Genomic DNA, 19487 nt, shown 5'->3' on the forward strand with positions numbered 1-19487 from the left:
TAGAATGAGCAATTTAAAACTCTGGTTATCAGCGTTCAGACTACGGACGCTGCCATTATCTATTTCAGGAATTATCATAGGCGGCTGCTTTGCGGCCTACGAAGGTGCTTTTGATCCTTTCGTGTTTGCTTTAGCGTTATTGGTTACGGTGGCGTTGCAAGTGCTTTCTAATTTGGCCAATGATTATGGCGATGGGGTGAAAGGGACAGATAATGAAAACAGAGTAGGGCCAATGCGTGCCATTCAGAGTGGTAAAATCACACCAGAACAGATGTTTGATGGGCTAAAGATCAATGTCCTTATTGTTATCTTTTTAACTGTGCTACTTATTTACTTCGCATTCGGGCATGGTTATTTCTTATATTCATTATTCTTTTTTGTTTTAGGTGGACTTGCGGTTTATGCGGCGCTAAAATATACTATGGGCGATTCTGCTTATGGCTACAAAGGTTTGGGTGATATTTTTGTGTTTATTTTCTTCGGATTGGTAAGCGTCGTGGGAAGTTATTTTTTATTCACTAAACAATTTGATCACATTGTTATACTGCCATCTATAGCTGTTGGTTTATTGAGTGTTGGTGTTCTTAATCTTAATAATATTAGAGACATTGAATCTGACACACTTTCTAATAAAATAACCATGGCGGTGAGAATGGGGAAAGAAAAATCAAAACGCTACCAATTGCTATTGGTAATAACGGCCATGATTTTAGGAGTTGTCTTCGCGGTTTTGTACTATCACTCACTTTGGAATTTTTTATTTTTACTGTCATATATTCCGTTGACCATCCATGTCTTAAAAATCAGAAAAGCAGAAAGTTCCTCTGATTTTGATCCGCAGCTCAAAGTATTGGCCTTGTCTACATTTTTATTCTCTTTATTATTAGGCCTCGGCTATATCATTGACATCGTAAAATTCGGCGAGTTGTTCTCGTAAACGTTCCCATTTTTGTAATGTTCAGATAGAGTACACCAAATATTTTGAATATATTTAAGTCTTATAAAAATTAACACATCAAATTTCCAACCACATGAAAATCACATATTACGGTCACGCAAGTTTAGGTATTGAAGTTAATGAGGTTAACATTTTAGTAGATCCTTTTATTTCAGCAAATGAAAAAGCGTCGCATATAGACATCAATACGTTAAAAGCTGATTATATTCTGCTGACGCATGCACATCAAGATCATATTTTAGATGTGGAAGCCATTGCTAAACGTACCAATGCAGTGATAGTTTCTAATTTTGAAATAGCGAGTCATTTTGAAGCGATGGGTTTTGAAGTGCACCCTATGAACCACGGTGGATCTTGGGATTTTGAATTTGGAAATGTGAAATATGTGAACGCCATCCACACGTCGTCATTTCCAGATGGATCTTATGGCGGTCAGCCAGGCGGTTTTGTGATTGAAGGCGAGCGCAAGAACATCTATATTGCTGGAGATACCGCGTTGACCATGGATATGAAATTGATTCCGATGTACGTAAAGCTCGATTTGGCTATTTTACCAATCGGCGATAATTTTACAATGGGTATTGACGATGCCATAATTGCCAGCGATTTTATCCAATGCGATAAGATTATGGGGTATCATTATGACACTTTTGGCTATATCGAAATTGATCACGAAGAAGCGAAACGTAAATTCTTTGATAAGAATAAGGATTTAATGTTATTACAAATCGGTGACGATATTGAATTGTAATAATCCATTCCTAGAGAAATTGTCATTGCTTTTACAACTGATTGATGAATAAATTTAGTACTGAAATTGTCAAAACAAAAACCTATAATAAAACTTTTATTATTGTGTTTTCGATATTTTATGTGATGGCAGGCTTATATAGCTTTTTATTAATCAGTGACTATCCAAACGTAATTTTAAAATACGCCTCTGCAGCTATCCTGGTAGTTGGAATCTACTATATGTTTGGACAGTCTTTTTTGAAACCTAAATCGGTAGGAACCTTTGAAATTTTTAATGATGCAATTCATTTAAAATTCGATAAAACGCACGAAACCATACCTTTTAATCAATTGGAAGAAATTATTCTAAAATATACAGGATATGGGAGTTGGTGCAACCATTCAATTTATGGTAATAAGAATTTTTTGCAGATTACAGATAAAATGGACCACACCCATCAAATAGAAATACTATTGAAAAATAGAAGTGCAAAAAACATTTTAAAAAGCATAATGACTGCTGAAAGGCTATCTGAAAAGTTTTATCAGTAAATTGAACAATAGCAAAACCGAGTTCTAATCAGGTTTTACTGATATATTACCTCACAGCACTCCTCAGCACGTACCAATGCAAAATTTTAGGGAAAAACCGTTTTAGGTATACGCCTAAGATTTCTTTTTTGCCAATATAAGCTTCAAACTTTTCCTGATCAATCGCTTTCAACATGCGCTTTGCAAATTCATCTACATGCAAGCCATTTTCTGTAGCTTCATCTTGATAGTTTTGTTGGCTACCATCACCAGTTAAGGCGTTTTTAGCAACGTCAGTATTCACAAATCCGGGACAAATCATGGTCACTTTGATGTTGTCTTTATCATGCTCTAAACGTAGAGCATCAAAAAATCCGTGTAAAGCGTGTTTGGCACCACAATAACCTGAACGGTAAGGACTGCTGAATTTTCCCATTAAGCTCGTTACCGTTACAAAATGTCCACATTGGCGTTCTATAAAATGCGGCAACAATGCTTTAGAAAGGGCCACAGGACCTAAATAATCAACTGCCATCAATTTCTCATCCACACTAATATCCGTATCGATAACTAACGACCGTTGACTTATGCCACCATTATTGATAAGGATATCAATTTTACCAAAAATGTTGATTGCGTTGATAACTACAGGTTTCATCTGCTCATAGTCTGATAAATCGAATGGTAAAATGGCAACTTTCTCTGGATGTTGACATTGATTTTGGACGTCTTCAAGCGCTTCTTTGCGTCGCGAAGATAATATCAAATGGCAATCCTGCTGAGACAACGCTAAAGCCAATGCTTTGCCAATCCCACTTGAAGCGCCCGTAATCCAAATAACTTTAGTGTTGAAATTCATTTATGAAGTTGAAGTTGAAGTTGAAGTTGATGTTGAAACGAACAGAGTGAATAAGTTGGACTCATCAAAGTATCACAAATCATTCACTCACTGCCGACTGCCCCCTGTCAACTGAGAACTGTTTACTGCCAACTGAAGACTGAACACCGCCAACTGAAGACCGCCATTCCCTCCGTAAATCGTCACTTGATTTTCCTGTACCATCGTGTTTCCATCCTGGGGGTTTTACAATATATTTTACACGATCTCGCAATGATTTTTTACCAGTAAACACATCCTTTCCCATGGCCATCCATTCATGGAATGCTACTTTTAACGGGTTATGGGTGCCAATATTTGTAACTAAGCCATATACAACTTTTTCTTCTTTGAGTTCCGGTTGAAACGTCCCAAACAACTTATCCCAAATAATAAAGATTCCTGCATGATTTCTATCTAAATATAGCGGATTACTCCCATGGTGCACACGATGGTGGGATGGTGTATTCATGACGGCCTCAAACCATTTTGGCATTTTGTCAATCGCTTCAGTATGAATCCAAAATTGATATAATAAACTCACCGACATCTGTAAAATGATCATTCCGGGATGAAACCCAATCAAGGGCAGCCATAGCCAAAAAATAAAGGTGTAAAAGCCGCCAGACCAGGTTTGACGCAACGCGGTACTTAAATTATAATGTTCTGAAGAATGATGCACCACATGCGAGGCCCAAAATAATCGGTTTTCATGAGAAATACGATGGAACCAATAATAGGCGAAATCGTCAGCAAATAATAGCAGAATAAAACTCCACCACGCGAACGGGATGGTGAAAATTCGGAAGTTTTCGTAAATCAGCATAAATGCAAACAACACAATTCCTTTACTTAAAAAGCCCAACATGACATTTCCCAATCCCATGGTAATTGAGGTAACTGCATCTTTCGTGTTGTATGATTTCTTGTTTTCTTTGATGCTGCCGTAGATTTCCAACCCGATAGAAATAACGAAAAATGGGATGGCATAAAGAATGATATTTGGAAATTCAGGCATGATGACTTACGTGTTCTAAACAGTGAGTATTTATATAGGGTGTCGTTAATTTACGATGTTTCTTTCTAAAGAATGAAATTCATGGAAATACCCGCTTTTCATTTCTTAAAAATACAACATTTTTTGACTATTTTTGACAAGAATATGATAGCGACCTACCAAAAATACACCCTCAACTTTAAACAACCTAGTGGCACTTCCCGTGGCGTTCTGAAAACCAAGGATACGTGGTTCATTACTATTGAGTCTGACGGTAAAAAAGGGATTGGAGAATGTGGCATGTTTAGAGGTTTGTCTGTTGACGATCGGCCAGATTTTGAATCTGTATTGCGTTGGACCTGTAAGAATATTTTTTTAGGAAAAGAGGTGCTGCTCTCTAAGTTGAAAGAGTTTCCAAGCATTCAATTTGGATTGGAAATGGCATTTTTAGATCTTGAAGCTGAAGCGCCTTTTGAGTTGTTTCCATCTAAATTTACAAAAGGTGAAGCGGCTATTCCCATTAATGGATTGATCTGGATGGGAACTGAAGGGTTTATGAAAGAGCAAATCACTTCTAAAATCGATGCCGGTTTTAACTGCATCAAGCTTAAAATAGGTGCTATAGATTTTCAAACGGAACTCGATCTTCTTAAGTCTATCCGAACACATTTTTCCGCAAAAGACATCGAATTGCGTGTGGATGCTAATGGCGCATTCACGCCCGAAGACGCTTTAGAGAAATTAAAACGTCTATCTGACTACGATTTGCATTCTATTGAGCAGCCTATCAAACAGGGGCAAGTGGAGGAGATGGCTAAACTGTGCGACATTACTCCATTGGATATTGCATTGGATGAAGAATTAATCGGTGTTTTTGACGTTACAGATAAGCAAGATTTATTACAGACCATAAAACCACAATACATCATTTTAAAACCAACGTTAGTGGGCGGTATTAAAGGAAGTAACGAATGGATTGAAGCTGCCAATGCCAATAACATAGGCAATTGGATTACCAGTGCCTTAGAAAGTAATATAGGTTTAAATGCCATCGCACAATGGACATATACGCTACAAAATGCCATGCCGCAAGGTCTTGGAACAGGAAGTCTGTTTACCAATAATTTTGAAAGTCCACTCGTAGTGAAGAATGGCGGATTGGAGTACGATAATACAATTAATTGGAATTTTAATTTATAAATACATATGTACATAGCTCAAGCTTATAAAGGATTACATGATTGGTGGCGATATATTGTAGGTGTCATAATTGCTGTAGTAGGCGTCACTATATTTTCGATTCCTCATGCATTGGGAGTATTAATGAAAACCATGCAAGGTGGGGAGCTTGATCCGTCCAAAATGGACGATACAGCGTATCTTATGGGCTTATTTGAGCCAAACCTGAATTTGGTGTTTATTCTGCTTCCTTTTGCGGGTGGGTTGTTGTTTTTATTTGGAGCAGTAAGATGGTTGCATAAACAGTCCATTACATCGCTTACAACGGCAAGGCCAAAAATTGATTGGAAACGCTTTTGGGTCATCTTTTTCGCTTGGGGGGTTTTGTCCTCGGGTTTGGTGTTGGTAGATTACTTCATGTCTCCTGAAGATTATGTCTTTAATTTTAACTTACAACCGTTTTTAATCCTCTGTGTGATTGCCATTATTTTGGTGCCATTACAAACGAGTTTTGAAGAATATTTATTTAGAGGGTACATCATGCAAGGCCTTGGTGTAGTTACAAAGTACAAAGTAATCCCATTGATTTTTACCTCGGTAGTTTTCGGATTATTGCACATTGCCAACCCTGAAGTTGACAAACTCGGACCTGTGATTATGGTATATTATATTGGGACTGGATTGTTTTTAGGAATTATGACCTTAATGGATGATGGTTTGGAATTAGCTTTAGGTTTTCATGCCGCCAACAATTTATTTACCGCTTTGTTGGTGACTGCAGATTGGACTGCATTTCAAACACACTCCATATTAAAAGATTTGTCTGATCCTGAAGCAGCAGGTTTTACGGATGTTTTTATCCCTGTGTTTGTGCTGTTCCCAGTCTTACTATTTATCCTTTCAAAAATGTACAATTGGACGGATTGGAAAGGGAAATTATTCGGCAAGGTAGTTGAACCACCAAAAGAAAATTATAAAGTGTTAGAAGAAATTGACACTATCGGCACTGAACAATAGCTGATTTATTGAAATTACTTACTTTGTTTTCGTCGGAATCAATTACCTTGGTTCACTTAAAATAATTAGATTACCATTCTAAAATAACATAAAAATGACGCCAACTTTTGATAAAATCCATAATAAATTTAAACTAAACGGTAATGCCTACGATACTGAGGAACTTAAAGAGGTAGCGTATAGTTTGGTTAAAGAGGGCGCCTATTATGAGCAAGTTATGGGTGATTTCCTCATGGATTGGTTAGATGCAAAGGACTATATTAAAGTGCGTACTTCAGGCTCTACAGGCAAACCAAAATTGATGATGGTGAGTAAACAAGCCATGGTCAATTCAGCAATTGCGACCGGTAATTATTTTAATATGGAACCGGGACAACGCGCATTACTTTGTTTGCCTACCCACTACATTGCCGGTAAAATGATGTTGGTAAGAGCTATGATTTTAGGATTGGAACTCGATTTTGTTGATCCTACGTCGCAGCCTATTTTTGACTATGGTCAGACTTATGATTTTTCAGCGATGATTCCGCTACAATTAAAAAATACCATCGATTATATTTACAATATCAAGACGTTGATCATTGGAGGTGCTTCCATCTCAAAACCATTGGAAGATGCTATTCAGGGGTTAGAAACTAAAATTTATGCCACTTACGGGATGACTGAAACGGTGAGTCATGTGGCTGTAAAAGCAATGAATGGTAAAGACAAGATGAACTACTTTACAGTGTTTCCTGATGTTACCATTTCTCAAGATAAAAGAGGTTGCTTGGTAATTGATGCTCCAAAAGTAGCTTCTGGACAGTTGGTGACCAATGATGTGGTTAACATCCATTCTGAAACAGAGTTTGAGTTGATTGGTCGTGTGGATAATATGATTAATTCTGGAGGAGTAAAATTGTTTCCAGAACAGATAGAAGCAAAACTTGCAGATAAAATTAAGGAACGCTTTATAATCGCTTCTAAACCTGATCAAGACTTGGGCGAAAAACTGATTCTTGTTTTGGAAAGCGATAAAAATACAATCGACAATAAAGTGTTTAACGGTTTGGATAAGTTTGAGGTTCCTAAAGAAATTTATGTTACACCTCAATTTAAAGAAACTGCCACAGGAAAGATTCAGCGTAAAGGCACTCTTAAATTGTTAGGAAACGATGTGCTCTAACACGTAAATCCTAGATATAGAATATAAAAAAAGGAGCGAAGACTATATGTTTTCGTTCCTTTTGTTTTATTCTTTAATTGATAATCTAAGGTCTAAACTTATGAACGCTGTTGATTATTCGCCAGCTTCATTGTCAGTAGTATGAAGAAAATACATACGTTGTCCTGTTTTTTTTAATACTTCTTGCGCTCTTGCATGTTGTTCGTCAAAAGTTTTGAGATCGGTCCCTTTACATATGCCATAAGAATAATGATATTTTAAAAGTTCCAGGTCCATCGGGGTCAACTTTTTATTTGGTGAGTAACAATTTGAAAAATAACTATCACAGTCAAAGTCACGGATAAATTTAAAATACCCAAGGGATTTAATAAAGAATTCTCGCATTTTAAATTGCAACAAGTCATCACTTGAAAGCTCGTTTTTATCTAACCTTATTGCACCTTTATAAATCTTATTGTGATTCCATGAAATGTAATAATTGGAAGTCTTAGAATTATACAGTCGCGGATCGTATTCATAATCACCAGCATAATAAATGGTGTAATTTGAATCCTCTAATTTTTTTACTTCCTTAATCCGTAAGGAATCCACTGCATTGTCAATCTGTTTTAAAAAGGACATAAACTCCTTTTTCGATTTTTTGGAGACACTCTTTGAAAAGAAGATACTGATGTCATTTTTCCAATATTTCATTGAGGTTTTGTTACTGTAAATGCCATTCCTATGTTGGAAAGCTACTTTTCTGTAATAGGATAAAAATGTAGAATCTTTTGGTTCATAAGGCACTTTAACGCCCTTTGGTAGTGTTTGGTCTTCTAACATTACCAAAGTGTCATTGTCTATAATTCTAATATTCAATGAATCTTTTTTAGTCAGTGGCTTATTGAACTTAGCCTTGTACATTTTGATAGGCATGTAACGTCTCACGATAGACTCAGTAGGAGTTTGGGCAAGAACAACGGAAGTAAATAATAATATGGCGATTAAGATTATAGACTGTTTCATTAATAGGTTTTAGTTAGTTAGTTAGTTAGTTAGTTAGTTAGTTCACTAAATTGAATTAGCGCTTTTAGTTTTTTTTCTGGTCAACAACGAGAATGCAAGCGCTGCTGCAAAACCGATAATTGAGAAAGCTGCCATCCCTAAAAATACGTGCTGATGTCCTAACTCTCCTGGTGAATTATCTAACAACAAGCCAATCAAGGGGCCAGCAAAAACATCTGGAGTGTAACCCACTACTGAAATAAATCCGACAGCAGTTCCCGTAATAACCAAAGGTAAATTGGCTTCTTCCATGATGGCAAAATAAAGAACTCTGGTGGCATAAACTCCAATCGCCATAAAAATAATGGATACGGTAAAAAGACCAATAGTATGATCTGAAATAATTCCCGAAGCAAAAAGTAAACTGCTGAGCAACATGATGACAAAACCAATAACAATCCATAGGGAAGCCCGTGTTCTATCCGCCAGAAATCCAATGGCAACTCCAGTCACAGGTCGTATGTAAAGTAAATATGTGCCAATTTCAGCTGATTTTATGGCATCAAACCCTAACACGTCTTTAGCGTACAAACTAAAAATATCTGTGATTTTATAGCCTACGTAAGCACATAAAATAATAAGCATCATCAGCCAAACAGTAGGATATTTTAGTACTGCTTTAAAATTTTCAAGCGTATAAACCTTACGTTTTGTAATGCTGGTTTCGGCATTGTCAGATAATGGTTTAAGAAAATAAAAAACAAGAATTCCAATCAGAGTAACTATTCCAGAAGAAATCCAAATAACATATTTAAAAGCATCTTGCCGTTCTGGCAGCGAGGCTTCTGAAACATCTACTGTAAGCATATATGAAAATACTAAAACGCTAAGAGATCCAAAACTTGCAGCAACAAGGCCCCTGCCACCATCTAGAAATCCGAAGGCCATCCCTTGCTTGTCCTGTCCGCCCCAAACCCTTGTGGCTTTAATCATAGGTGCCCAAAACAAAAAAATGGTGGTAAAACCATAATAACCAAAAAGTAGTTTTAATGCAGTATAAGATGGAAATGTCGCCATATAGAACCCGCCCAGTGCAGTCATCAATAGTGCAACAGCCATTAAGGTTCTTGGCGCATACTTATCGGCTAATGAACCCCCGAAAAAGTAAGAAAGTAAAGCTACGATTCCATAAATTGAGAAGCAACTGCCCAATTCATAGTTGTTAATATTAAAAATCTCTAGAAATGTAGGTCTAAATATTCGTGCCAAAACAAAGGGAAGCACAAATATGGCCTCCCCTGCTAATATTAATAATAGGATAATAAATAGTGAATGTTTTGGTTTTTTAGCCTCCATTAAACCTGTAGTACCCCCATATTGAATTTCTTCTCAATAGGAGCGTGGTTGGCAGCTTCAATTCCCATACTGATCCAAGTTCGAGTATCTAAAGGATCGATAATGCCGTCGGTCCAAATTCGGGCCGCTGCGTAATAAGGCGACACTTGGTCATCATAACGGTCTTTGATTTTCTTGAAAAGTTCGTCTTCTTTTTCTTTGGTTATGGTTTCGCCTTTCTTTTTAAGAGAAGCGGTCTCAATTTGTAACAATACTTTTGCGGCACTGTTTCCGCTCATCACGGCTAATTCAGCACTTGGCCATGCCACAATCAATCGTGGATCATAAGCTTTGCCACACATCGCATAGTTTCCGGCACCATAACTGTTACCAATTACAATAGTAAATTTTGGAACAACAGAATTACTCACCGCATTTACCATTTTAGCGCCATCTTTAATAATTCCGCCGTGTTCACTTTTACTGCCCACCATAAATCCAGTCACATCTTGCAAAAAGACTAACGGAATTTTTTTCTGGTTACAATTCGCTATAAAACGCGTGGCTTTATCAGCAGAGTCGTTATAAATGACACCACCAAATTGCATTTCGCCTTTTGCAGTTTTCACTAGTTGACGTTGATTGGCAACAATCCCAACTGCCCAACCATCAATCCTTGCATAAGCTGTAATGATGGTTTGTCCGTAGCCTGCTTTATATTCATCATACTCTGAATTATCAACCAAACGTTTGATAATCTCATACATATCGTACTGTTCAGCGCGGCTTTTAGGAAGAATTCCGTAAATATCTTCAGGATTTTCCTTTGGTTTTACGGCTTTGGCGCGGTTAAATCCGGCTTTGTCATAATCGCCAATCTTATCTATAATATTTTTGATAGTGTCTAACGCATCCTTATCATCTTTGGCCTTATAATCAGTAACACCAGAAATTTCACAGTGTGTCGTTGCACCACCTAGCGTTTCGTTGTCTATGGTTTCGCCAATTGCCGCCTTCACTAAATAACTACCCGCAAGAAAGATACTTCCAGTTTTGTCAACAATAAGGGCTTCATCGCTCATGATTGGTAAATAGGCACCACCGGCAACGCAACTGCCCATGACCGCAGCAATTTGAGTAATGCCCATGCTGCTCATAATGGCGTTATTTCTAAAAATACGTCCGAAGTGTTCTTTATCAGGGAAAATTTCATCCTGCATTGGCAGATAAACACCTGCAGAATCCACTAAATAAATAATTGGTAATCGGTTTTCGATAGCAATTTCCTGAGCTCTCAAATTCTTCTTTGCCGTAATAGGAAACCAAGCGCCCGCCTTAACCGTCGCATCATTAGCCACAACCATACATTGCTTGCCTCTAACGTAGCCGATTTTGATAACCACACCTCCAGAAGGGCAGCCACCATGTTCTTCATACATGCCTTCGCCAGCAAAAGCAGCAATTTCAATCGATTTCGCTTTAGGGTCTAAAAGATAATTTATGCGCTCGCGAGCGGTCATTTTACCTTTTTCATGATGTTTATCGATTCCTTTTTGTCCGCCACCTAATTTTACTTTGGCAAGGCGTTGACGTAAAGCAGAGAGTAGAAGTTTATTGTGATCTTCGTTTTTATTGAAGTTAAGGTCCATTACAAATATTTTAGTTGACGCTAAAATACGAACTTTAAAAGTTATAGAAAAGTAGGAAATTAGGTTAAAACAGAATTATTTATTTAATAACCTGCCATGGATATAGTTTCCTTGGAAGATAATAATTATTGTTATATATTTGCCATGGAATATAAATTATATCGTTCATGAAGACAAATAAAATTGTTTATTACGCCTCAACAGGATTGTTGACACTATTGCTGCTTTTTTCGGCAGGTATGTATTTTTTTAATTATGATGAAGTATCTGTAATGTTTACACAATTCGGTTACCCAACATATCTTATCTATCCTTATGCTGTATTAAAGCTATTAGGATTGATTGCACTGTGGAGCCTTGGTTTTAAAATTTTAAAGGAATGGGCGTATGCAGGCTACTTTTTTGCATTCATTTTGGCTTTCTTCGCACACTATATGATTGGGGATGGAGAGCAAATGGCAGCTTTAATTGCGCTTGTTTTATTGACGGTTTCTTATATTTACAACAAAAAAATAACCCAATAATATGAAGAATATCATCGCATTTGCAGGAAGTAACAGCTCAAAATCGATTAATAAGCAATTGGCTACCTATGCTGCCAGCTTGGTAAAAGACGTTCAAACCACCATTCTTGATCTTAATGATTTTGAATTGCCAATTTTTGGCGTCGATTTAGAAAAGGAGATAGGAATTCCTGAGAATGCTCAAAGATTTCTAGAATATATAAGAAAGTCTGACGGAATTATCATCTCTCTTGCTGAGCACAATGGTGCCTATGCAACAGTTTTCAAAAATATATTTGATTGGATGTCACGCGCAGAACAAAAAACATTTATGGGCAAACCTATGTTGTTAATGGCCGCTTCCCCTGGCGGAAGAGGAGGAGCTTCAGTGTTAGGAATGGCAAAAGATAGATTTCCGAGACATAATGCAGATATTGTTGCAACGTTTTCATTACCAAATTTTGCCGATAATTTTAAGAATGGTGAGCTCGTTGAACCTGCGTTAAATTCCGAATTGGAATCAGCCATCAAAACTTTACATCAGGCAGTCTTTGCAAAGGAATTGGAACAGACCGAAGCCGACCAGTAGATCCCTGAAAAAGGCTTTCATAAATTGCAATAGTAACGCTAAAGTGATTGCGTGTTTTTTGTGTAATAATATGAAGAATGAAAATTTGAATAGTAGCAACTGAACTATGGGAGATTTATCAAAAGACATAAAATCTAAATTTGCCAATGCTAAAATTAAGGCTCTGATCAACGTGTTGTACACCGCCAATTGGATTACGAGTTTTCAAAATGAGTTTTTCAAACCCTATGGAATTTCTCCACAGCAGTACAATATTCTTAAAATATTGAGAGGCGCCAATGAACCGTTAAGAGTTCAGACTATTAAAGATCGGATGATCGACCGGTCGCCCAATGTAACACGTTTAATGGATAAATTGTGTGCAAAAGAGTGCATTGTTCGTTTACCTTCACCAACCGACAGGCGTGTGGTTTATATTGAAATTACCGATACAGGAAAGGCTCTGTTGGATTCAATTTCTGAGGATTTTAATGATGAATTGGTAGAAAATATCACAGAAGAAGAAGCACAGATTCTGAGTGATTTATTAGATAAGATGCGTTAGTAATAAGATGCAGGATCAACAACTGAAGCGTCAGAAATAGTCTTTATTGAAGTGCCTATGGCATAATCATAAACTTCAGATCGTATAGAAAAGCACTTATGAAAATGAGTGCTTTTCTACGTTTTTAGTCTGCCGTTTTTTCAACATTAAAATGCCTATAGCTATCAATACGCCTGTGCCAGCCATGGCCGCTCCAACCCAATCTGCTGATGTGTAGCCGTAACCCATCGCGATAGGTAATCCTGCAAAATAGGCGCCGGAGGCATTTCCTATATTAAAAGCGCTTTGGTTTAGTGAAGAACCCAATGTTTCCGATCCTTTCGACGCTTTTATGATCAACATCTGTATAGGCGTGGAAATTGAAAACGTTACAATTCCTATAATAAAGGTCATTACCAATACCATTATTTTGTCGGAAGCCAAGTAGGCATTGAGCGATAGGGAAATGGCCATACAAACCAAGACAAGTGTAACGGTATGTAATGGTGAAAACTTTTCAGTTAGTTTGGCGCCAACAAAATTACCGATGACCATTCCTAAACCTGCTAAAATCATCGCATAGGCCACTACGTTTTCAGCATGTCCTGCAACTTCTGTTATTAAAGGTGAGATATAGCTGTACCATGCGAAAAATCCCCCCGTACCAATGGTTGTTAGTAATATGATGAGCCATAGCTCTAAGCGTTTAAATATTTTTAATTCGCTTAAAAATTTAGTTTCTGACGATTTCTCTAATAAAGGCATCCAGAATTTAACGCCTAAAACGGCCGCAACACCCACGGCACCAACTAATAGGAATGACATGCTCCAATCGAGATTTTTACCCAAATACGTGCCTAAAGGTACACCGAGAAGGTTCGCAAAGGTCAGTCCGCTAAACATTATGGCAATACCCTGTGCTTCTTTACCTTTTTTGGATAATTTCCCAGCGACTACTGCACCTATTCCAAAAAATGCACCATGAGGTAACCCTGATAAAAAGCGTAATGCCATAAAAGAGTTATATCCTGTGGCAAAAGCTGAAAGCGTATTAAAAACGGTAAACCACAACATGAGCACCAATAAAACTTTGTTAGCAGGCCATTTACTTCCAAATCCGGTAAGTATTGGCGCACCAACGACGACACCTAAAGCGTAGGCTGAAATGAAATGTCCAGCTTCGGGAATGCTAATATGGAATGCATTGGCGACATCGGGTAAAATACCCATGATGACAAATTCCGTTAGTCCTATTCCAAACCCACCAATAGCTAATGATAATAAAGCTTTATTCATGTCGTAAAAAATTTTTATGCTGAAAAAAATAAGCGGCAAAATTAAGGTCTTGCTTGTTGTTGGAAGCACAATTCCTGATAATTAAAAGTTAATTTGAGAGTTGGTAATATTAGGTTGATTAAATTATGGGAAACACAGTAAAATAGCTGATATTTTAAATATATGTTATTTTTAATAAGCTAAAAAGCATTTAATAAGTATAACTTTAAAGAAGATCGGTTTTTTATAAAAATCCTTTTAAAATCCCTCTTTAGGGGCGATTTTATGTTAAAATAATCGATATTTGTAATTCCCTTAAAAATGAAGATTTATGTCAATGAATAAAAATACTGTGTTGGCTTGGGCCACAACAATCATGATTATAGTTGGAGTAGCATTAATCGCTCTTGGCGCATTCAGATATGATGATGTCGCTGGGTACGGCTTTGCATCAGTGGGTATTGGTTTCTTCGCCATTGCCTGGGTTTTCAACGCACTTAAAGGACGGGTATAACTAATTCACGGTTATCATCTGCAGTCCATACCAAGCATTCAAGCTAGTGTTATGCTTGAATTATAATTGTATAATAACAACTAACTTATTTTCGAAATGAGCGACGACAAAAAAATAATTTTCTCGATGCGAGGTCTTACAAAGACCTTTAAAGGCGCTGATACGCCAGTCTTGAAAAATATTCACTTGAGCTTCTTCTACGGAGCAAAAATTGGAATTTTAGGACTTAACGGTTCAGGAAAATCCACTCTTTTAAAAATTATTGCTGGACAGGATAAAAACTATCAAGGAGACGTCACGTTTCTTCAGGATTATTCTGTAGGATTCTTAGAGCAAGAGCCGCAATTGGATGATGATAAAACGGTAATGGAAGTGGTACGTGAAGGTGCAGCTGAAACCGTTGCTATTCTTGATGAGTACAATAAAATCAACGATATGTTTGGTTTGGAAGAAGTGTATTCTGATCCGGACAAGATGGAGAAATTGATGAACCGTCAGGCCGAATTGCAAGATAAAATTGATGCTTCTGATGCGTGGGAATTGGATACCAAGTTGGAAATTGCCATGGATGCCTTAAGAACTCCAGATGGCGATAAGAAAATTGGTGTCCTTTCTGGTGGTGAGCGTCGCCGTGTGGCTTTATGTCGTTTACTGTTGCAAGAGCCAGATGTATTGCTCTTAGATGAGCCTACCAACCACTTGGACGCAGAGTCTGTGCATTGGTTAGAGCAACATTTATCTCAATATAAAGGTACTATTATTGCCGTAACGCACGATAGGTATTTCTTAGATAACGTTGCCGGTTGGATTTTAGAATTGGATAGAGGTGAAGGTATTCCGTGGAAAGGAAACTATTCTTCTTGGTTAGATCAAAAGTCTACACGTATGGCGCAAGAAAGCAAAACAGCTTCTAAACGTCAAAAAACACTTGAGCGTGAGTTGGAGTGGGTGCGTCAAGGTGCTAAAGGACGTCAAACGAAACAAAAAGCGCGTTTGAACAACTACGACAAACTGATGAATCAGGATCAAAAACAACTGGACGAAAAATTAGAGATCTACATCCCTAATGGACCACGTTTGGGAACAAATGTTATTGAAGCCGTTGGCGTCAGTAAAGGTTTTGAAGATAAATTGCTTTATGAAGATTTAAATTTCAACTTGCCTCAGGCAGGAATTGTTGGTGTTATTGGTCCAAATGGTGCTGGTAAAACCACAATTTTCAAAATGATCATGGGTGAGGAAACTCCAGATAAAGGCGAATTTATTGTAGGCGAAACTGCAAAATTGGCTTACGTAGATCAAAAACATTCCAATATTGATCCTGAAAAGTCAATCTGGCAAAACTTTAGTGATGAGCAAGAGTTGATTTTGATGGGAGGTAAGCAAGTCAATTCAAGAGCATATTTAAGCCGTTTCAATTTCTCGGGAAGTGAGCAAAACAAAAAAGTAAAATTGCTTTCTGGTGGTGAGCGTAACCGTTTGCATTTAGCGATGACGCTAAGGGAAGAAGGTAACGTATTGCTTTTAGATGAGCCTACTAACGACTTGGATGTTAATACATTAAGAGCGTTAGAGGAAGGTCTTGAAAACTTCGCTGGTTGTGCGGTAGTGATTAGTCACGACAGATGGTTCTTAGACAGAATTTGTACGCATATTCTAGCATTTGAAGGTGACTCGCAAGTCTATTTCTTTGAAGGAAGTTTTAGTGAATACGAAGAAAATAAGAAAAAACGTTTGGGTGGCGATTTGACGCCTAAGCGAATTAAGTATAAAAAGTTAGTACGCTAATACAGAAAATGCCGCTCATTGAGCGGCTTTTTTTTTATTTTAAATTATTCTATTCCTTAGTCGAATTAGTGAAGCTTCCTAAAATTTACTTGTTGTCATATAAATGACCTTCAGTAAAATCTTTATAGCCTTCATCAACTTTAGCTTTAAAAGCATCGCTTTCTGTCAGACGTTTATTTTCAGCCTTAAGTTTGTACATTTTGATCACAGCTATGGCAATAAAAAACAAAAAAATAGCTGCAGTAATGAGTAAGACTACTGTAAGTTGTTCTGTGCTGACCATCAGAAGTGTATTTAATTTATAGTCAATAGCGAACATGGTTCAATGCAATTAGATTTGGTTAGGGTACCAAATATACACTTTTAATTTATTCGGTAACTATTTCATCCTAAAAAAGTTATGAAGTCAGTGTGTTTTTAATCGATAGAATTAATCGATAATCTGCTATTTATACCACTCCAATTGCACCACTTCTATATCGGAATTTTCCTTCTTTACGAGCGATTTAAACTGGTTCACATCGCTCATGCCTTCGGTGCCTCTAAAGTGGTAAGGGTATACTTTATTCGGCTTAAAATCTAGTACAGCGCTTGCAGCACTTTCAACAGTCATTGTGTACGGTAAGTTCATACATACAAAGGCGATATCAATATTTTTAAGTTGTCGCATTTCCGGAATATCTTCAGTATCACCAGAAATATAAATTCTTTGTCCGCCAAGAGTTAATACATAACCATTACCTCTCCCTTTTTCATGAAATTTTAAGGCTTCAGGTCTTAAATTATACATCGGAATCGCTTCAATGGCGTAGTCCTCAAATTTTTTTGTATCGCCATTTTTCATCACCACCAAATTCTTAACCTTAAGTTCAGGCAATTTAACTTTTACCGCTTTCGGAACCACTAGAATTGTCGAGTCCAAAGTCATGGCCTGTAAAGTTTTAACATCAAAATGATCGCCGTGAATATCCGTAATCAAAATGTAATTTGGCTTTTCCTGTTCAGCAAATGCTTCCGTTCCTCCAACAGGATCCACATAAATAACAACATCCTTATGGGCCAAAATCATCGTTGCGTGATTTATCGGAATGATGTTTATGGAGTCTGGCGCCGTAGTTTTATGCATGTCATTGGCCGTCTCTGAAGCCATTTCAACAACTTTTTCAGTGCTGTTTTTGCAACTACAAAGGAGTAAGATATTAAGTGCGGCAATAAAGAGTGCTCGTTTCATTTTATGGAAATTTATTTCCTTAAATATACTGACTTTTCAACATATTTGAAAAGAGTGTAACAATTTACTAATAATCACTACCAATAATTTAAGGAGTAATAATTTTGAAACCGATATTTTTTAACGAAATTGCTACTTACTAAAATATGTCCAACGCACTAAAACAAGTTACCCTATGTCTGATGATTTTGATTTATTAGAAACCAATTCCAACGAAAAAACAGGAAAAGTAGATGTCAATTGGGGAAAAGCAATTGATACCATGAAATCTAAATTGGCTCAAGAAGAAGATCCGCAATCGCGTCAAAAAATTCTGAATGCCACGTTGGATGATGTGGTACATATGGCCGAAAAAGACAGAACTACCTTGTTGGACGCCATTAAGGATTTAACCGATTATCAGGATGAAGTTGGTATCATATTCGAAAAGTTCTCGTCTCTAAATGCCGATGAACAACGCGTAATAGACGAGGCTCAGAAAGCTTTAGAACGTGCCCGTATTGAATTGGAAGATGCACGAAACAAACCGGATACTTGGTGGAATAACCTGTGGGGACGTAAAAGCAGAATTAAAAAAGAAGAACAAGAATTTAAAGAAGCCGAAAAAGTACGCGCAGGAGCTGATAATAAAGCCAAGGCAATGTTTCAGGAGCGTATTGAAAGCGCCGATGTACAAACCTTGTTAAGCGAATTATCATTTAAGAGTCAAGCTGCAGTTTCTCGCTTAAAAAATAGAGAAGTTGAAATCAAAGAAGTGGAAGATAAACTTCAAGTGGCGATTGTTGAAGCGACTAAAAATCATACCCGCGCCTTAGAAAAAAAGAAGGAAGTAGAAGGAAAGCTCGATGAAGACTATGCGTTGTTGAGACAGGCACGTCAGGAATTGGAAGAAATTGTAGATAAACAATCTGCTGATTACGCCCAAGCCGTAGGTAAAGTAACCACGCTAGAGCAAAAAATTGAGGAGTTGGAAGGTCTTAAAAATGCCTACACCACGCTGGCGGCCAGTAAAGACAGTTTTGTGCACAAGCATAATCTGACCATTAAAGTGTTGACCTCTTTACGCAGCAATTTACAAACCCACCGTGCCAAATTAAAAAGTGATACGGAAGAGCGTCTAAAATATTATGACGGTTATGTGGTGGCTTTAAAAGCGCGTACCGATCAGGAATTTGCCGCTATTTTAGAACATTTGGGAGTTAAGACCGATGAGCATATTGGCGAAACTTTAGCCTCAATGCATACCGCAAGTGCTAAAGCACGTCAGGAAATGATGGAAAACATTCCGGTGCACGAAAAAGTGATGCAAGGTGTATACAGCAGTTATGCTGAGGCTTTACAGGAAATTCGCGCTAAAGACAGCGACATTCAAAAGAATTTTGCGGAGCGTTATGGCATCGACATGAAAGAGATTTTTGAAGATTACTATAAGGCAGATGCTACCAAACCTTCAGGAACTCCGGAGCCTAGCAAACCAACGCCTAAACCTGAAAATTCAGGCGACGAGTTGTTATCTTAATAGTAAAGCTGAATAGGGTTGATGTTTAATTTGGGCGTTCCCACGCAAAAAAGCGTGGTCAGGTTTTCCGCTGTATCTTTTTTCTGAAATAGAAAAAAGGATGCCGCTGCAACACTTAACG

General features: G+C 37.5%; 20 protein-coding genes. 12 read left to right on the forward strand and 8 right to left on the reverse strand.

From position 1 onward, the window contains the following. Positions 1-4 precede the first annotated feature (4 nt). The 3 genes from menA (at position 5) to Q0947_RS01930 (ending at position 2242) form a co-directional block, all read left to right on the forward strand. Positions 5-937: a 1,4-dihydroxy-2-naphthoate octaprenyltransferase gene (gene menA / locus Q0947_RS01920; protein ID WP_299390666.1), complete on the forward strand. Its 933-nt coding sequence runs from the start codon at positions 5-7 to the stop codon at positions 935-937. A 94-nt stretch (positions 938-1031) separates the two neighbouring features. Then, entirely contained in the window at positions 1032-1709 is a 678-nt protein-coding gene (locus tag Q0947_RS01925) for a metal-dependent hydrolase (protein ID WP_299390668.1), read from the forward strand. Positions 1710-1753: 44 nt separating this feature from the next. Further along, a complete protein-coding gene (locus tag Q0947_RS01930) occupies positions 1754-2242 on the forward strand; it encodes a hypothetical protein (RefSeq protein ID WP_299390671.1) in 489 nt (162 codons plus the stop codon). Between the two features lie 46 nt (positions 2243-2288). Here Q0947_RS01930 and Q0947_RS01935 read toward each other — a convergent pair whose 3' ends face one another. Both Q0947_RS01935 and Q0947_RS01940 read right to left on the reverse strand, forming a co-directional pair. Next, positions 2289-3080 (reverse strand): SDR family oxidoreductase, encoded by a 792-nt coding sequence (locus Q0947_RS01935; protein WP_299390673.1) that lies wholly within the window; start codon positions 3078-3080, stop codon positions 2289-2291. A 79-nt stretch (positions 3081-3159) separates the two neighbouring features. Continuing rightward, positions 3160-4116, reverse strand: coding sequence for a sterol desaturase family protein (locus Q0947_RS01940; RefSeq protein WP_299390675.1), 957 nt, complete (start codon positions 4114-4116; stop codon positions 3160-3162). A 144-nt stretch (positions 4117-4260) separates the two neighbouring features. On the opposite strand from Q0947_RS01940, the gene Q0947_RS01945 reads away from it, so the two are divergent. The 3 genes from Q0947_RS01945 to Q0947_RS01955 all read left to right on the forward strand — a co-directional run bounded on the left by Q0947_RS01945 (position 4261) and on the right by Q0947_RS01955 (position 7456). Further along, complete coding sequence (locus Q0947_RS01945; RefSeq protein ID WP_299392748.1) at positions 4261-5295, forward strand: o-succinylbenzoate synthase; 1035 nt, start codon at positions 4261-4263, stop codon at positions 5293-5295. Between the two features lie 6 nt (positions 5296-5301). Then, positions 5302-6291 (forward strand): CPBP family intramembrane glutamic endopeptidase, encoded by a 990-nt coding sequence (locus tag Q0947_RS01950; protein WP_299390678.1) that lies wholly within the window; start codon positions 5302-5304, stop codon positions 6289-6291. A 94-nt stretch (positions 6292-6385) separates the two neighbouring features. After that, the gene (locus Q0947_RS01955; RefSeq protein ID WP_299390680.1) at positions 6386-7456 is read left to right on the forward strand and encodes an AMP-binding protein; all 1071 of its coding nucleotides are present in this window, start codon (positions 6386-6388) and stop codon (positions 7454-7456) included. Positions 7457-7570: 114 nt separating this feature from the next. On the opposite strand, the gene Q0947_RS01960 is transcribed toward Q0947_RS01955, so the two are convergent. The 3 genes from Q0947_RS01960 to Q0947_RS01970 are packed head-to-tail and all read right to left on the reverse strand — an operon-like array spanning position 7571 to position 11424. Next, entirely contained in the window at positions 7571-8461 is an 891-nt protein-coding gene (locus Q0947_RS01960; protein ID WP_299390682.1) for a hypothetical protein, read from the reverse strand. A gap of 45 nt (positions 8462-8506) precedes the next feature. After that, complete coding sequence (locus Q0947_RS01965; protein ID WP_299390684.1) at positions 8507-9796, reverse strand: nitrate/nitrite transporter; 1290 nt, start codon at positions 9794-9796, stop codon at positions 8507-8509. Then, positions 9796-11424: a carboxyl transferase domain-containing protein gene (locus tag Q0947_RS01970; RefSeq protein WP_299390686.1), complete on the reverse strand. Its 1629-nt coding sequence runs from the start codon at positions 11422-11424 to the stop codon at positions 9796-9798. The genes Q0947_RS01965 and Q0947_RS01970 overlap by 1 nt, the downstream gene beginning before the upstream one ends. Positions 11425-11591: 167 nt before the next feature. Here Q0947_RS01970 and Q0947_RS01975 point away from each other — a divergent pair, with 167 nt between their 5' ends. The 3 genes from Q0947_RS01975 to Q0947_RS01985 all read left to right on the forward strand — a co-directional run bounded on the left by Q0947_RS01975 (position 11592) and on the right by Q0947_RS01985 (position 13060). After that, complete coding sequence (locus tag Q0947_RS01975; protein ID WP_299390688.1) at positions 11592-11948, forward strand: DoxX family protein; 357 nt, start codon at positions 11592-11594, stop codon at positions 11946-11948. A gap of 1 nt (position 11949) precedes the next feature. Beyond that, positions 11950-12516, forward strand: coding sequence for an NADPH-dependent FMN reductase (locus Q0947_RS01980; RefSeq protein ID WP_299390691.1), 567 nt, complete (start codon positions 11950-11952; stop codon positions 12514-12516). A gap of 106 nt (positions 12517-12622) precedes the next feature. Next, positions 12623-13060 (forward strand): MarR family transcriptional regulator, encoded by a 438-nt coding sequence (locus Q0947_RS01985; protein ID WP_299390693.1) that lies wholly within the window; start codon positions 12623-12625, stop codon positions 13058-13060. A 96-nt stretch (positions 13061-13156) separates the two neighbouring features. On the opposite strand, the gene Q0947_RS01990 is transcribed toward Q0947_RS01985, so the two are convergent. After that, complete coding sequence (locus tag Q0947_RS01990) at positions 13157-14335, reverse strand: MFS transporter (protein WP_299390696.1); 1179 nt, start codon at positions 14333-14335, stop codon at positions 13157-13159. 310 nt (positions 14336-14645) lie between these two features. Between Q0947_RS01990 and Q0947_RS01995 the strand changes: the two genes are divergently transcribed. Together Q0947_RS01995 and ettA are read left to right on the forward strand one after the other, a co-directional pair. Further along, positions 14646-14828 carry a CAL67264 family membrane protein gene (locus Q0947_RS01995; protein WP_066435655.1) on the forward strand — a complete coding sequence of 61 codons (183 nt, stop codon included), beginning with the start codon at positions 14646-14648 and terminating at the stop codon, positions 14826-14828. Between the two features lie 96 nt (positions 14829-14924). Further along, a complete protein-coding gene (gene ettA / locus Q0947_RS02000; protein ID WP_299390704.1) occupies positions 14925-16616 on the forward strand; it encodes an energy-dependent translational throttle protein EttA in 1692 nt (563 codons plus the stop codon). 85 nt (positions 16617-16701) lie between these two features. Here ettA and Q0947_RS02005 read toward each other — a convergent pair whose 3' ends face one another. Both Q0947_RS02005 and Q0947_RS02010 read right to left on the reverse strand, forming a co-directional pair. Then, positions 16702-16899 carry a hypothetical protein gene (locus Q0947_RS02005; protein WP_299390707.1) on the reverse strand — a complete coding sequence of 66 codons (198 nt, stop codon included), beginning with the start codon at positions 16897-16899 and terminating at the stop codon, positions 16702-16704. A 162-nt stretch (positions 16900-17061) separates the two neighbouring features. Further along, the gene (locus Q0947_RS02010; protein WP_299390709.1) at positions 17062-17847 is read right to left on the reverse strand and encodes an MBL fold metallo-hydrolase; all 786 of its coding nucleotides are present in this window, start codon (positions 17845-17847) and stop codon (positions 17062-17064) included. A gap of 175 nt (positions 17848-18022) precedes the next feature. Here Q0947_RS02010 and Q0947_RS02015 point away from each other — a divergent pair, with 175 nt between their 5' ends. After that, complete coding sequence (locus Q0947_RS02015) at positions 18023-19366, forward strand: microtubule-binding protein (protein ID WP_246923889.1); 1344 nt, start codon at positions 18023-18025, stop codon at positions 19364-19366. Positions 19367-19487 lie beyond the last annotated feature (121 nt).

This window comes from uncultured Gelidibacter sp., from assembly GCF_947500795.1.
Taxonomy (GTDB): domain Bacteria; phylum Bacteroidota; class Bacteroidia; order Flavobacteriales; family Flavobacteriaceae; genus Gelidibacter.

What these genes read in the sequence shown, in the direction of transcription:
- Q0947_RS02005 (WP_299390707.1), bottom strand. Translation starts at nt 16,899, where the DNA reads ATGGTCAGCACAGAACAACTTACAGTAGTCTTACTCATTACTGCAGCT.
- Q0947_RS01945 (WP_299392748.1), top strand. Translation starts at nt 4,261, where the DNA reads ATGATAGCGACCTACCAAAAATACACCCTCAACTTTAAACAACCTAGT.
- Q0947_RS01980 (WP_299390691.1), top strand. Translation starts at nt 11,950, where the DNA reads ATGAAGAATATCATCGCATTTGCAGGAAGTAACAGCTCAAAATCGATT.
- Q0947_RS01965 (WP_299390684.1), bottom strand. Translation starts at nt 9,796, where the DNA reads ATGGAGGCTAAAAAACCAAAACATTCACTATTTATTATCCTATTATTA.
- Q0947_RS01990 (WP_299390696.1), bottom strand. Translation starts at nt 14,335, where the DNA reads ATGAATAAAGCTTTATTATCATTAGCTATTGGTGGGTTTGGAATAGGA.
- Q0947_RS01950 (WP_299390678.1), top strand. Translation starts at nt 5,302, where the DNA reads ATGTACATAGCTCAAGCTTATAAAGGATTACATGATTGGTGGCGATAT.
- Q0947_RS01935 (WP_299390673.1), bottom strand. Translation starts at nt 3,080, where the DNA reads ATGAATTTCAACACTAAAGTTATTTGGATTACGGGCGCTTCAAGTGGG.
- Q0947_RS01995 (WP_066435655.1), top strand. Translation starts at nt 14,646, where the DNA reads ATGTCAATGAATAAAAATACTGTGTTGGCTTGGGCCACAACAATCATG.
- Q0947_RS01925 (WP_299390668.1), top strand. Translation starts at nt 1,032, where the DNA reads ATGAAAATCACATATTACGGTCACGCAAGTTTAGGTATTGAAGTTAAT.
- Q0947_RS01940 (WP_299390675.1), bottom strand. Translation starts at nt 4,116, where the DNA reads ATGCCTGAATTTCCAAATATCATTCTTTATGCCATCCCATTTTTCGTT.
- menA (WP_299390666.1), top strand. Translation starts at nt 5, where the DNA reads ATGAGCAATTTAAAACTCTGGTTATCAGCGTTCAGACTACGGACGCTG.
- Q0947_RS01970 (WP_299390686.1), bottom strand. Translation starts at nt 11,424, where the DNA reads ATGGACCTTAACTTCAATAAAAACGAAGATCACAATAAACTTCTACTC.
- Q0947_RS01930 (WP_299390671.1), top strand. Translation starts at nt 1,754, where the DNA reads ATGAATAAATTTAGTACTGAAATTGTCAAAACAAAAACCTATAATAAA.
- Q0947_RS01975 (WP_299390688.1), top strand. Translation starts at nt 11,592, where the DNA reads ATGAAGACAAATAAAATTGTTTATTACGCCTCAACAGGATTGTTGACA.
- Q0947_RS01955 (WP_299390680.1), top strand. Translation starts at nt 6,386, where the DNA reads ATGACGCCAACTTTTGATAAAATCCATAATAAATTTAAACTAAACGGT.
- Q0947_RS01960 (WP_299390682.1), bottom strand. Translation starts at nt 8,461, where the DNA reads ATGAAACAGTCTATAATCTTAATCGCCATATTATTATTTACTTCCGTT.
- Q0947_RS02010 (WP_299390709.1), bottom strand. Translation starts at nt 17,847, where the DNA reads ATGAAACGAGCACTCTTTATTGCCGCACTTAATATCTTACTCCTTTGT.
- Q0947_RS02015 (WP_246923889.1), top strand. Translation starts at nt 18,023, where the DNA reads ATGTCTGATGATTTTGATTTATTAGAAACCAATTCCAACGAAAAAACA.
- ettA (WP_299390704.1), top strand. Translation starts at nt 14,925, where the DNA reads ATGAGCGACGACAAAAAAATAATTTTCTCGATGCGAGGTCTTACAAAG.
- Q0947_RS01985 (WP_299390693.1), top strand. Translation starts at nt 12,623, where the DNA reads ATGGGAGATTTATCAAAAGACATAAAATCTAAATTTGCCAATGCTAAA.